Raw genomic sequence first — 13,328 nt, 5'->3', positions numbered from 1 at the left:
TGTCATGACCAAAAACGTATTTGCCTGTATTGATGCCTCGCCTTATGCCGAGGCGGTCTGTGATGGCGCAATCTGGGCGGCAAAAGCTCTGACAGCACCGCTTAGCCTGGTGCATGTGATTGATCGTGCAATACATACCCAGACGCCGGATTTAAGTGGCAGTATTGGCTTGGGATCGCAGGAAGTGTTACTGCAACAACTGGCAGAGTTGGATGAACAACACAGCAAGCTGGCATTGCAGCGTGGCCATCATATTCTGGATGCGGCACATGCCCGGGCGGCGGCCGCCGCAGTCGCTGAGATCAGCGAAGTGATGCGGCACGGTCCGTTACTGGAATCATTAAAGGCACTGCAGGAGGAAACCCGGTTATTGGTATTGGGTAAGCGTGGCTTAAGCAGTACCGATGCGCATGGGCAACTGGGGATGCATATTGAGATGATTATCCGCAGTATGCAAAAGCCTATTTTACTGACGCAGCAGCGTTTTCACGCGCCAAAGCGGGTGATGCTGGCCTATGATGGCAGTGCTATTGCGCAAAAGAGTCTGGAAATGTTGGCCGCCAGTCCGCTGTGTCGTGGCCTACCGGTGCATCTGGTGATGGCCGCAGTACCCAGCGAACAAGCCGAAAAACAGCTGGCCGAAGCCGCCAGTGTGCTAACGCTGGCCGGTTTTGATACCCGTACCGCGTTAGTGGTCGGTGAGCCGGACGAGGCTTTGCATCAGTATCAGCAGGAACAGGTCATTGATCTGCTGGTGATGGGCGCCTACGGCCATTCGCGGATCCGGCAGTTTATTCTGGGTAGCACCACCACGGCGATGCTGAGTAAAGCCCGCTGCTCAATGTTAGTGTTACGGTAATTACTGGCTATTGCCATAAAGATAAAGAGTAGCGTGATGTCAAAGAAAGTCTATTGTGTGGCACAGTTTCTGCCAAAAGCCGGTAAAGAAGCTGAGTTATTTAAGGTGTTGCAAAGCTTAGAACCTAATACGTTGCGGGAAGACGGCTGTTTGCAGTATGTGGTGACCCGGCAGATCCAGAGTCCTTTTGCTGATGGTGAGAGTTTCCCGATTGCTTTTAATGAAATCTGGGCCGATTTAGCCAGCTTTGAAGCGCATTGCCAACGCGCCGAAATTAAAGCCTTTTTTGAACAATATTGTCTGGCGGAAAATGGGCTGGCGGCACGGTGGAATGTCTGTATTTATACGGACGAGCCAGCCAACTACGATGCACCTAAACTGAGTTAAGCGTTAAGCTTAGTTTTTTCGGACACGACAGGTCGCTTAAGCGACCTGCTTTTCCGCCAGATGTAATTCCATCAGCGCCTTTAACAACCGGAACAAACGGATCGAGGCATCGATTTCTTCCTTACGGTTAGTCAGACTTTCCACGTTTAAGCCCAGTGGCACCTCTAGATCCGCACAGTGGGTTAAGATTTGCGTCAGATTGTCGCGACATATCTTGATCGATTCATTTAGCGGGTTTTCCGCATCCAAAATCCGGTAGCGTGAAGCCTGCGGCACTGAGATGCCCAGCCACTGCATAAAATCTAATGTTTGTTCACTGCCGCACGGGGTAAAAGTCAGGATCAGCCGTTTTGGCGTTAAGCCCTGCTGCTTGCAGCTGCGGGCATAGCTGGTAATCAAATCAATGGTCGCCTGGGCGTTGTATACGGCTTGTGAGATAAAAAACTCACAACCCTGCTTGGCTTTATCAATCAAGCGCAGATGCTCATCGCCTTTTTTGGCGTGACGTTCAGCAATAGCCACACCGCCGAGGAAGTAAGATACTGGATGCGCGGCCAGCTGCTGGTAGGCTTGCGGTAAACTTAGTTTGATCTTGCCATGCGAAGAGGGGCTTCCTACCAGCACCAGATTCTTTAGCTGATAACTATCAGCGGTTTCGGTTAACCAGTGCTGTAGCTCGCTGGCGTCCCGCTGCGCCACGCTTTTATAAGTAATGACATCCAGCGAAGAGAGTTCATGGAGTAACTGGCTATATTGACGAGGATCCAGGGTACTGTGAAACGGAAAAGGGCGCTCGGCCTGTACCCGGCTGCTTTCATCCTGAATATCGTAAATAATCAGGCCGTCATATTCGACTTCCTGTAGCCGTGCCAGCAGCTTACGGGCAATACGCCGTGTTTTATCGCTATCAGTACCGGCTTTCGGTGGTGTGGTACCAATCAGATAGACGCCCTGACTGGGGATACTGATTTTGTCTGCTAATGATAAGGCCATAATCGGGTGACTCCAAAACATGATGCGCTAAGTATACAGCTATTTAGACGTCTGGCTATCTAAATTGGGTGAAATATTTGCCGATTACGACAAAATAATGCCGATTACATGAGGGCGTGTTGATGTTTGCTGCTTAGATTTCAGTTAATGGTTTAGCAGGATGTTAGCTCGCGGCTTGCAGCGCACCGGCGCTTGCCAGTTCACTGAACAGCGGCAAGGCAAAGTCAGCCAGCTGCGTGGCAGTGTAGGTCGGTAGATGCGTCGTCAGTTGCTGGCAAAGTTGCGTTAAAGTCTGGCCGGGTTGCTCTGCCAGTTGATGCAGTAGCAGCAGACTGGCCTGATTAAGTTGCAGAAAAATCACTTCATCCTGGTAATCGCGATAGATAAAAAATGCCTGCGCATTGCTGGGCTCAGTCGGCTGAAATGCCGGGCTTATCTGCTGTACCGGATACTGATATACCGTCAGCAGGCTGGCTGCGGTAAGTTTCAGCGCCACACGTTGTAACTGACCGGCATTGATTGCTGGCGCCGGTTCGGCAGGAAGAGTGCCAACATAAAGTTCCGCCCACTCATAATGTGCCAGCTCGGCCAGAAAGGGCGGATCAGCGGCAGCGGGCTGATATTGCTGCAGGAAATCGACAAATTGCTGGGCAATATGCAAGAAATAGGGCGAGTGACAGCGATGATCGGCAAAAAAGCGTTGTTTCAGGCTTAGCCAGGCATCGGGGTGATACAGGGTGCTGAGTACCGGGAAGGCATTATCGATAAAGCCGCTGACGTTATTAAAAAACAGCTGCTGATAGATCTGTAGCCGTGCTGTCGGCACCGTCTGCTCCGCATAGGGCTCTTGGGGGTGGCGAATGGCCCGGGCAAACGCCAGTTGGGTTTGCTGTAAGTTAGGGGTTGTAGGCTCAGTCATACTGCGGCTGGTCTCGGGCTGGCAAGTTGCTGCAACTGCTTAATCTGCGACAGTTCCTGGCAAAGGTCGGCCAGCGGCGGGATATTAAAGTCCCGCTCGTACAAGGTAGGTTTTACACCATGCTGCTGATAGCTAAGACGCAACAATTGCCAAACCGGATCAGGAATGGCAGCGCCATGGGTATCAATCAGTAAGTCGGCCGCTTGCTGGTAGTGTCCGGCAATATGGTAGTAGGCAATGCGCTCGCTTGGCATGGCTGCTAAAAAGGCACCGGCATCGTAGCCATGGTTGATGGAATTGACATAGATATTATTGACGTCCAGTAGCAGCGGGCAGTCTGCTTCCGTAAGCACCGCCAACAGAAATTCCAGCTCAGTTAATTGCTGTGCTGGCGCAGCATAGTAGGAGACATTCTCGATAATCAACGGCCGCTCCAGGATCTGCTGCACCTGTTTAATCCGTGCCGCCACATAATGTACCGCTTCCTCAGTAAAGGGGATCGGCATCAGGTCATACAGATGACCGTCGGCAGCACAATAGCTCAGATGTTCGCTATAGCACAGGATCTGATGCTGGTCGAGAAAGTGTTTTAACTGCTGCAAAAAATCCAGATCCAGCGGATCCGGCCCACCAATATTTAACGACAGGCCATGACAAAAAAACGCATAGCGTTCGGTCAGTTGCCGAAAGTCTTTCGCCAGTTTACCGCCATAAGGTAACCAGTTCTCCGGTGCAACCTCAAAGAAATCGATGATAGCCGGCTTATCTGCTAACAGTTCTGGCAGCAATTCGCGGCGCAGGCCAAGGCCTGCGCTGCTGCTACTAAAGTGAGCGAGTGGTTTCATTTGGCGTTAGAGAGAGCCGCATTTACCTTCGCCACACTTCATTTCTTTGGCTTTATCACTGGCTTTTTTCTTGGCGTCAGCGGCTTTTTCCTGACCGGCAGCTTTAGCTTCAGCGGCCTTAGCTTTGGCATCGGCGTTATGCATTTCGGCACCGCACTTGCCTTCACCGCATTTACCTTCGCCACATTTCATTTCTTTGGCTTTGTCGGCAGCCTGCTTTTTGGCATCCGCCATTTTTTGCTGCATTTCGGCACCGCATTTGCCTTCACCGCATTTCATCTCTTTGGCTTTATCGGTGGCTTGCTCTTTTACCTTAACTTTAACCCCGGTATTGTCCTGGGTGGTCACTTGATAGGCCATACTCAGTTGCTGCGCCTGAAACGGGTTGCTATCCGCCAGGGCACTGCCAGATGCCAAGGTTATGGCACCCAAAGCGAGAGTCAATTGGGCTTTATTAAGTTTGTTCATTGTATTATCTCCAGCATAACGGTGTATTGCAAAAGGCCCGCGCTGACAACAAAGCGGACTAGGTATGGATTAATACTAATACAGAAACGCGTTTCAGGGAAGTCGATGTGGTCTAAACCGTTGGCGACATGACATGACAGGACGGACGTCAGTCTGGCTTGACGCCCGATTTAGGTGGTTGTTAATGCACCCGGTAATAACGACAGAAGTAATCCACAATGGCCGAGGCATCCAGGCGCTGAAATTTCAGCTGATGCCGCTCCATCAGCGCTTTACCAAGAGTGCGCAGCGTATGATCCAGTGGTGCACCTGCTGGTCGTTCCAACTGATGTTCTTTAAATAAGAAATCCAGTGCTACCGAAGTATAGGATTTGCCCGGCTGCGGTCTGGCCAGCTCCAGCTCCTGCAGGCGTACCCCCAGGTTACGGATTTTTTGCAGGCAATCACGCTCGTTCATCTGTTACTCCGATCTTAAAATTGTTTCGCTTTTAATCTTATCGGCGCAAGCACGGAAAACTTTAACCGGCAGCAGCACAGGTTGATGCTTTTTGTTACTATACCGGCAGATTGATTTGACCCTTAAGGCAATAGATGACGCAACTTGAGCAACAGCTGGCACTGGTGCCGGCACAACTTGGCCCACAACTCGATACTGCATTAGTAACCGGCATTTTAGCGCAGCCGATTTTGCCTGCTGCTTTTATTGGTCAGGACCGCGCCCGTACCGCCCTGGAATTTGCGATTGGTATGGATATGCCGGGCTACAACCTCTATGTAATGGGGGAGCCGGCATTGGGACGCTTTACGTTGGTGCAGGAAATTTTGCAGCTGGCCGCCAGTGAAAAAGCGACCCCGGAAGAATGGTGCTACCTGAATAATTTTGACGATGAGCGGGTGCCGAACACGCTACGCTTATTGCCGGGTGAAGGGCGTGTGCTGGTTAAGAAGTTGGAGGCCCTGATTGATGACTTGCTGGATACCTTTCCGGCAGCCTTTGATAACCCGGGCTATCAACGTAAGAAGAAAGCGATTCACCGCGCCTTTGATGAGCGCTATGAGCAGGCGATCGAGCAGGTAGAGAAGAAAGCGCTGGAAAAGCAGGTGGTGCTTTACGAAGAAAACGGTGCGGTAAGCTTTTCACCGATCATTGACGGCAAACCCTTGGATGATCAGGAGTTTTCAAAGTTAACCGAAGAGCAGCGTCAGTATTTCTATGACTTGGTATCAGAGCTAGAAACCATTCTCAATGAGCAGCTGCTGGAATTACCGCAGTGGAAACGTGAATTATCCGAAAATCTGCGGGCCTTGCGAAAAGATACCATCGAGCAGGCGATTAAGCCGATGCTGAAAAAATTAGAGCACCACTATAATGCGGAATTAGGGGTGTTAAAGTATCTGCGCGAAATGCGTCCGGAACTGGTTAAGGCCGTGATGGAGTTGTTACCGGACGAATCTGAGGCGGATAAAAACGATAAAGGTGAAGAGCCGGTTAGCCGTGAAATCTTTATTGAAGAGTTTGTGCCTAATGTGCTGGTACACCATGAAACGATGTCGGGTGCGCCGATCATTTTTGAACCTAACCCCAGTTATGGCAATTTGTTTGGCCGGGTTGAATACAGTTCAGCCGGCGGTTCACTCTATACCAACTATCGGATGATCCGTCCCGGCGCTTTGCATAAAGCCAATGGCGGTTATCTGATCCTGGATGCGGATCGGTTATTGAGCCAGCCGGCAGTTTGGGATGCGCTGAAACTGGCGTTAAAGGCGGGTGAAGTAGTGATTGATACGCTCAGTGACCATGCCGTCACTAACTCTACTATTATCACACCTCGGGCTATTCCGTTAAATGTAAAAGTAGTACTGCTGGGATCGCGCGATCTTTACTATCTGGTGCAGGATTTTGATGACGAGTTCAACGAGCTGTTTCGGGTATTGGCGGATTTTGAACACTATTTACCCTTTTTACCGCAAACCCTGACCGATATGACGGCGCAAATTCAGCTGCAATTGCAGGAAATGGGCTTACAAAAGTTGAGCAGCTGTGGTTTGCAACAGCTACTGCTATTCAGCTTTCGTCAGGCAGAGCATCAACGCAAATTATCAGCGCGCTTTGCTGATGTGTTGGAGTTGGTGCGTGAGGCCTGTTTTTATGCCAGACAGCAGCAAGCCGATGAACTGACCAGTGCGCATGTCCGTCAAGCCTTGGCAGGCAAAAAATATCGTACCGGCCGGATCAGTGAAGCCTTTTTAGAGGATATTCAGGAAGGTCATATTCTTATTGATACCGATGGATTGGCAGTGGGGAAAATTAACGGTCTGACAGTGTTGGAAATTGGCGATACGGCTTTTGGTACGCCGGCACGGATCAGCGCTACAGTATTCGCCGGCTCCAGCGGGGTCGTCGATATTGAACGTGAAGTGGAGCTGGGTAAAGCGATCCACTCGAAAGGGGTGCTGTTATTAACCGGTTATTTAGGGGCGAAATATGCCCGTGATTTCCCGCTGACGTTAAGCGCGAATATCGCGATGGAACAATCTTATGGCCATATTGATGGCGACAGCGCCTCATTGGCCGAAGTGTGCGCCCTGATCTCGGCGATTACCGAAATTCCCATTAAGCAAAGCCTGGCGGTAACCGGCTCGATTAACCAATATGGTCAGGTACAGGCAATAGGCGGCGTGAATGAAAAAATTGAAGGCTACTTCCGGCTTTGTCAGTCGCGTGGTCTGACTGGTGAGCAAGGGGTGATTATTCCGGCTAGCAATCAGTTGAATCTGGTGTTGGATCAGGATGTGGTGACTGCGGTTGCCGCCGGGCAGTTCCATATTTACACCGTCAAAACCGTGGATCAGGCGTTGGAGCTGTTAACCGGTGAAGTCGCCGGTGAGCGGAATAGCCGTGGTCAGTATCCGAAAAAGTCAGTTAATGGCCGGGCGTTGTTGCGTTTGGCGGAGATTGCCGAGCTGGTGAATGGTAGTAGCGAAGAATAATAGTTAAAAACAGAAAGCCGCGATATCGCGGCTTTCTTAGCTCATCATTAGTTCAAAGATCAGCTACACTTTTTACCTTTACAGGTACTACCACCACCGCCAGTATCACCGCCGCCAGAACCTGCGCCGGCACAACCGTAGGTAGTCAGGTAATCATGCGCAGCTTTCACCTTAACAATACCTTTACCGAACTTCACCACATCGCCATTTGCCGGGCGAACCGCGGTCGCTTTTAAGGCGTTACGGATTTGGGTGCCGGTACATTGTGGGAAACTCGACCATAAGCGCGCGGCCAGACCTGCTACTGCCGGCGTTGCCATTGAAGTCCCACTCATATAACCGTAGTCTGACGCGCCAATACTGATACTCGCCGAGGTTGCCGCTAACAGAGCACTACGATCTTCTAACGCAGCACCCACAGCCGGAATGCTGGTTTGGTTGCTGGTACCCAGAGTACCGTACAACATACCCGGTTCATTGTTGATCAAAATCGCGCCAATACCGCCGGACAATTCGCAGTTACGTACTTTATCGTAGAAGGAAATGGTACCGCGGTCGATCACACAGATTTTACCGGCAGCCGCGCTGTTCGTGCTGGTTGCCAGCCCCATAAAGTAGGTATTGCCTGCGGCATCGCCGGTATTTTCCATAGCCGAAGCAGCATAGCCGGTGTTGTTTGCGGTTAAGGCTGCAAAAGCGGCACCACCTGCCGGATAAGTCGACAATGTATCGACACCACCGGCGGTAACTTCAACACACAGACCTTCGTTAATCGTCTGTTTTCTGCCGGTACCAGAGGTACAGGATGGGTATTGTGAGAAGGTGGCAATTTGATCGTTGGCATCATTAGCGCCAATCATCATCACAGAGGTATAACCGGCCGGGTAGGAGCGGGTCGTGTTGCCGCTGTTACCTGCTGCCGCCAGCACCAAACCACCATTATTGGTAAAATTAATGAAGGCGTTTTCTTCGGTGCTGTTGGCGCGACCGCCACCCAGACTCATATTAATTACCTTGGCACCATTTTGTGCACACAGATTTGCGGCATGGGCTAAGTCAGACGAGTAGCCCCAGCCACTATCATTAAAGACTTTAATAATGTGCATCGGTGTGCCTGGTGCCATACCGATCACGCCAAAACCATTATCTGCCGCACCGATAGTACCGGCCACGTGGGTGCCATGCGGGCCGCCATCGCGGAACCAGTCACCGGTACCTGAGTTACTGGTACCACTGATGCTACCCCAATCAAAATCAGCATTGTAACCACCGGTCTCACCGCTATCGCGGGCGATACCTGAGTCAATTACGCACACTTTTGGCGACGTGCTCAGGTTAAACGGCGTTTGGTGCGCTTGTGATTGAAAATAAGCGTAAGGCGTTAACTGCTGTGTCGTCGGATCGCCGGCGGTATCATTATATAAGGCCAACGGGTAGCGTTTGGCATCTTCTTCAATCAGTTTGATATGCGGATTACGCAGCAGGCCCTTAACCTCTGCCAGATCTTTACCGCTGAAGGTAGCAGCAATAAAGCCATCAGAGTCGACGTTAATTTCGCCGCCCAGTTGCACCGCCAGTGCCTTCACTATGCCTTTCTTATCATTATCAACCTGAATAACATAACGATCTGAAGCGACCGCCTGACCGGTTAAGCCCAGCGCAACCAGCGTTGCCAACGCCAGGGGAGTAAGGTGGTTTTTTTTCATGAGAGTTCCTTCACTGCTGTGGTATTGGTCAAAGACCTTATAATTTTAATCGCGCTTATTGTGCGCTTTATCGCAAAATAGCTTGCAGGACTAGTTTTGACACGAACAGCTAGAAAAAGCAATTAGCAAAGCAGGTACAAGATAAAAATAGCTGGAGTAGCAGTATAGTGAGGCTGAGCCTAGTTTAACGGTTAATGCGCCAGTGGCGGAACAGGGCGAAAACGAGTAGCAAAGTACTAAAGCTAAATAACGGCATATTACCTAACTGACTATAGAGCGTCTTAGCCTGCGTCAATTGCAGGGTGTCGCTTAGCACCGCTTCAGTAAACTGTGGTGCGCGCTCTCTGATGCGGCCATCGGCATCAATGGTGGCGGTAATGCCGTTATTAGTAGCGCGCAACAGTGGCAAACCGAACTCCAGCGCCCGCATCCGGGCGATTTGTAAGTGCTGGTGTGGACCGATACTATCGCCGAACCAGGCATCATTACTCACCGTTAGCAATAGCTGGGTTTCGCCGGTCAGATTGGCACGGATTTGTGATGGGAAGGCGATCTCAAAACAAATCGCTGGCAATAACTGAATGCCATTGGCTTGCAGGTTTGGCTGCACATAACTGCCGCGGTTAAAAGAACTCATCGGCAAATCAAAGATCGGCGCTAATTGCCGTAAAAAGCTTTCAAAGGGTACAAACTCGCCAATGGGTAGCAAATGATGTTTACTAAAGCGGTTTGCATGACCATGAAAGTAATGGCCACTATCGGCATCCGGCGTTTGTTTACCCAGCACGATTAAATTGTTCCAGGCTTCCTGGGTACGCAGGTTGTAGTCGATTATGCCGGTAATGATGGCGGTATCACTATAAAATGCAGACTTATCAAGATTTTCCAGAAAATCATCGGCCAGCGGCTCAATGCGGGGCACCGCGGCCTCCGGCCAAATCACCAACTGATGAGCACTCAGGTGTGGCCGGGTCAGATCCAAATATTTCAACATGGTCGGCCATTCTTGTTCCGGTACCCAGCGAAGTTCCTGCTGCACATTACCTTGTACCAGTAATACACTCAGCTGCTGGTTACTGTACTGCCAGCCTTTGACGGCACTGAGCCAGGGGGCAGCAAACAGTAAAATGGCGCTGAGCAGTAAAGGCGTGAGTCGGTTGAGCTTGGACGCCGGCGCCAGTACATTCGCGATACTGGCCGCCACCCAGATTAGGATGGCGCTGATACCAATTTCACCGATTAAAGGTGCATAGTGTCGTAGCCAGGAATCGGTTTGACTATAACCAAGTGATAACCAGGGGAAGCCAGTGAGCAAGAAACTACGCAGCCACTCGCTAAAGGTCCAACTGGCCAGCAGTAGCAGGGGCAAGGGTAAGCTTCCGAGTAAACGACGGCTCAGCCAAGCAGCCAAAGCCGGGAACAATGCCAGATAAGACACCAGCAGGGCCATCAACCCCAGGCTGGCGATTAAGGGTAAGCCTCCGAATTGGTCGATGCTGACATGAACCCAGCTAATGCCGAGTCCGAACCAGCCGAGACCATAACAAAAACCATACCAGGCCGCTTGACGCGGGCTTGGACTGTTGGCAATAGCAAGGCTCAACCCGACCAGTGTTAAGAAAGGTAGCCACCACAAGGTATAGGGCGCAAATGCCAGAGTATTAAGTAACCCTAGTACCACCAGTATCGCGCCCTGCAGCCAGGGGTTTAAGTTCAGGCGCAGTATCTTCAGTTTCCTTCTGCTTCCGACTCGGCCGCGCGCACCACCTGTAATTGCATCAGTCGCCGGCTATTGGCTTTGCTGACTTTAAACGTCAGGTTGCCAAGCGTAATGCTCTCGCCGCGGGTCGGCATATGGCCAAAGGCATGCAACACTATACCGCCAATGGTATCGGCATCTTCTTCATCGAACTGCGTGCCAAAGGTTTCGTTAAATTCATCCAGCGGAGTTAAGGCACTGACCTGAAACACCCGTGACGCCATTTTCTTGATATCGTTCTCTTCTTCATCGTCGTGTTCATCTTCAATCTCACCAACGATTTGTTCCAGGATATCTTCAATCGTCAATAAGCCGGAAACACCACCATATTCGTCCACCACTATCGCCATATGATAGCGTTTTTGCCGGAACTCGCGCAGTAGTGCATCCACCCGCTTACTCTCCGGAATAATTACCGCAGGCCGCACTAAATCTCGCCACTGCCAGTCTGCGCTATTCGGATCCAGCGCATATTGCAGCAGATCTTTAACGATCAAAATGCCTTCAATATGATCTTTGTCTTCGTTGACGACCGGATAACGGCTATGATTATTTTCTAACAGGATGGGCAATAACTCTGCCAGCGGTTGCTCGATGTCCAGAGTAGCCATTTGCGAGCGCGGGATCATAATGTCTCTGGCGCGCATCGTTGACACGTCCAGCACGCCTTGCAGCATATTTTTGGTATCAGTATCTATTAGCTCGCGGATGGCAGCTTCACTGATAATATCTTCCAGATCAGAAATATCCTGAGGCTCTGCGCTGAAAATACTGGCGATACGTTCTAACCAGCTACGCGGCGCAGAACCGCGACTAGAGTGGGGATTGTCGTCACTCATTAGTGAACTTTAACTCCGTAAAGAATTGAACATCGGATGTGCTCTGCCAAGATCAGATATCATCCAGTAAATAAGGATTGCTGATGCCAAGCTGTTGCAGGATTTGAATTTCCTCTGCTTCCATCTGTTCAGCATCAGCGTCATTTATATGGTCAAATCCCAATAAATGCAAGCAACCGTGCACGACCATATGTGCCCAATGTGCAGCTAATGGCTTATTTTGCTCAGCGGCTTCAGCACGGACCACGCCGGCACAAATCACCAAGTCACCCAGTAATGGCAGCTCTATGCCCGGTGGACACTGAAAGGGAAAACTCAAGACATTAGTGGCTTTGTCTTTGCCACGGTATTGCAGATTAAGTTGCTGACTTTCCGGCTCATCGACGATCCGGATAGTGACTTCAGCTTCATCCTGAAACGGCAGAATCGCCGCTTGCAGCCAGCGTTGAAATTGTGTGACGTCAGGCAGATCACTGGCACTGCTGGCCAGTTGCAAATCCAGGATGATGCTCATCGCCGACTCCCGTTCCGGGTTGGCTCATCGGTTTTTGGATGGGCCGCTTCGTAGGCCTCATAGGCCATCACAATACGTTGTACTATCGGGTGGCGTACCACATCTTTGGCATTAAAGAAGTTAAAACTGATTTCCGGCACAGCACTAAGCACATCAATGGCATGCTTTAAGCCTGAGTATTGGCCGCGCGGCAAGTCGACCTGGGTCACATCGCCGGTAATGACTGCTTTGGCACTAAAACCGATCCGCGTTAAAAACATTTTCATCTGTTCGATGGTGGTGTTTTGACTTTCATCCAGAATAATAAAGGCGTCATTCAGGGTGCGGCCGCGCATATAGGCCAGCGGCGCAATCTCAATCACGCCACGTTCGAGATACTTTTCAACTTTTTCAAAACCCAGCATTTCAAACAGCGCATCGTACAGCGGGCGTAAATAGGGGTCGACTTTCTGCGCCAGATCACCGGGTAAAAAACCCAGTTTTTCGCCCGCTTCAACCGCCGGGCGGGTTAACACTATGCGTTTGACCTGACCACTCTCCAGCGCATCCACCGCACAGGCGACTGCCAGGTAGGTTTTACCGGTACCGGCCGGGCCTATGCCAAAGCTAACGTCATGCTGCAATACGTTGGCGACATAAGCCGCCTGATTAGGGTTACGGGGTTTGATCAAGCCTTTTTTGGTTTTTAACGCGAATTCGCGCCGCGTGCCTTCCTGCCCCTGATACTGAATATCAAAGTGTTCGCTAATCGTCAGGTGTACTTGCTCCGGACTAATGGCTTGCGGCTGTTGCTGGGCATTCAGCGTTAATTGATAGAGTTCACGAATAATCAGTGCGGCAGCGTCAATGTTGGGCTCAGGTCCTTCAATCCGGACCAGATTGGCGCGGTGACTGATTTGCACCAGTAACCGGCGTTCCAGGTGCTGCAGGTTGTCGTCGTAAGGACCACAGAGTAGGGTGAGCCGCCGGTGGTCGGCAGGCTCAAGTTGTAATTCAATACTGCTACTGTCGCTGTTCAAACTTGCTCTCTCTAATGGTTCAGGCAATC

Annotated in this window: 13 protein-coding genes; 3 read left to right on the top strand and 10 right to left on the bottom strand. The window is 50.8% G+C overall.

The window, feature by feature from the left end:
- Positions 1 to 4: 4 nt before the first annotated feature.
- Both AAY72_RS03505 and AAY72_RS03500 read left to right on the top strand, forming a co-directional pair.
- Positions 5 to 859, top strand: coding sequence for a universal stress protein (locus tag AAY72_RS03505; RefSeq protein WP_057785604.1), 855 nt, complete (start codon positions 5 to 7; stop codon positions 857 to 859).
- A gap of 36 nt (positions 860 to 895) precedes the next feature.
- Entirely contained in the window at positions 896 to 1,246 is a 351-nt protein-coding gene (locus tag AAY72_RS03500; protein ID WP_057785603.1) for a putative quinol monooxygenase, read from the top strand.
- Between the two features lie 36 nt (positions 1,247 to 1,282).
- Here the strand turns inward: AAY72_RS03500 and AAY72_RS03495 are convergent, their stop codons facing one another.
- From AAY72_RS03495 to AAY72_RS03475, 5 genes are all read right to left on the bottom strand, one after another.
- Positions 1,283 to 2,239 carry a hypothetical protein gene (locus tag AAY72_RS03495; RefSeq protein ID WP_057785602.1) on the bottom strand — a complete coding sequence of 319 codons (957 nt, stop codon included), beginning with the start codon at positions 2,237 to 2,239 and terminating at the stop codon, positions 1,283 to 1,285.
- A 163-nt stretch (positions 2,240 to 2,402) separates the two neighbouring features.
- Positions 2,403 to 3,158: a DUF2063 domain-containing protein gene (locus AAY72_RS03490; RefSeq protein WP_057785601.1), complete on the bottom strand. Its 756-nt coding sequence runs from the start codon at positions 3,156 to 3,158 to the stop codon at positions 2,403 to 2,405.
- The gene (locus AAY72_RS03485) at positions 3,155 to 4,003 is read right to left on the bottom strand and encodes a DUF692 domain-containing protein (protein ID WP_057785600.1); all 849 of its coding nucleotides are present in this window, start codon (positions 4,001 to 4,003) and stop codon (positions 3,155 to 3,157) included. Before AAY72_RS03485 ends, AAY72_RS03490 begins: the two co-directional genes overlap by 4 nt.
- Before the next feature lie 6 nt (positions 4,004 to 4,009).
- Positions 4,010 to 4,471, bottom strand: coding sequence for a hypothetical protein (locus AAY72_RS03480; protein WP_057785599.1), 462 nt, complete (start codon positions 4,469 to 4,471; stop codon positions 4,010 to 4,012).
- A gap of 181 nt (positions 4,472 to 4,652) precedes the next feature.
- Positions 4,653 to 4,928: a hypothetical protein gene (locus AAY72_RS03475; protein WP_008985811.1), complete on the bottom strand. Its 276-nt coding sequence runs from the start codon at positions 4,926 to 4,928 to the stop codon at positions 4,653 to 4,655.
- Positions 4,929 to 5,062: 134 nt separating this feature from the next.
- On the opposite strand from AAY72_RS03475, the gene AAY72_RS03470 reads away from it, so the two are divergent.
- The gene (locus tag AAY72_RS03470; protein ID WP_057785598.1) at positions 5,063 to 7,462 is read left to right on the top strand and encodes a Lon protease family protein; all 2,400 of its coding nucleotides are present in this window, start codon (positions 5,063 to 5,065) and stop codon (positions 7,460 to 7,462) included.
- 59 nt (positions 7,463 to 7,521) lie between these two features.
- Here the strand turns inward: AAY72_RS03470 and AAY72_RS03465 are convergent, their stop codons facing one another.
- The 5 genes from AAY72_RS03465 to AAY72_RS03445 form a co-directional block, all read right to left on the bottom strand.
- Positions 7,522 to 9,168: a S8 family serine peptidase gene (locus AAY72_RS03465; RefSeq protein ID WP_057785597.1), complete on the bottom strand. Its 1,647-nt coding sequence runs from the start codon at positions 9,166 to 9,168 to the stop codon at positions 7,522 to 7,524.
- A gap of 184 nt (positions 9,169 to 9,352) precedes the next feature.
- Complete coding sequence (gene lnt / locus AAY72_RS03460) at positions 9,353 to 10,849, bottom strand: apolipoprotein N-acyltransferase (RefSeq protein ID WP_057785596.1); 1,497 nt, start codon at positions 10,847 to 10,849, stop codon at positions 9,353 to 9,355.
- A gap of 47 nt (positions 10,850 to 10,896) precedes the next feature.
- Positions 10,897 to 11,766 carry an HlyC/CorC family transporter gene (locus AAY72_RS03455; protein ID WP_057785595.1) on the bottom strand — a complete coding sequence of 290 codons (870 nt, stop codon included), beginning with the start codon at positions 11,764 to 11,766 and terminating at the stop codon, positions 10,897 to 10,899.
- A 52-nt stretch (positions 11,767 to 11,818) separates the two neighbouring features.
- The gene (gene ybeY / locus AAY72_RS03450; RefSeq protein WP_057785594.1) at positions 11,819 to 12,280 is read right to left on the bottom strand and encodes an rRNA maturation RNase YbeY; all 462 of its coding nucleotides are present in this window, start codon (positions 12,278 to 12,280) and stop codon (positions 11,819 to 11,821) included.
- Positions 12,277 to 13,299, bottom strand: a complete 1,023-nt coding sequence (locus AAY72_RS03445; RefSeq protein ID WP_057785593.1) for a PhoH family protein — start codon at positions 13,297 to 13,299, stop codon at positions 12,277 to 12,279. Before AAY72_RS03445 ends, ybeY begins: the two co-directional genes overlap by 4 nt.
- Positions 13,300 to 13,328 lie beyond the last annotated feature (29 nt).

Origin of the sequence: Alishewanella sp. WH16-1 (assembly GCF_001441695.1) — a bacterium.
In the GTDB taxonomy this organism is placed as follows: domain Bacteria; phylum Pseudomonadota; class Gammaproteobacteria; order Enterobacterales; family Alteromonadaceae; genus Alishewanella; species Alishewanella agri.
The sequence above is the reverse complement of the archived record's forward strand: the minus strand, read 5'-3'. Positions and strand labels throughout refer to the sequence as shown.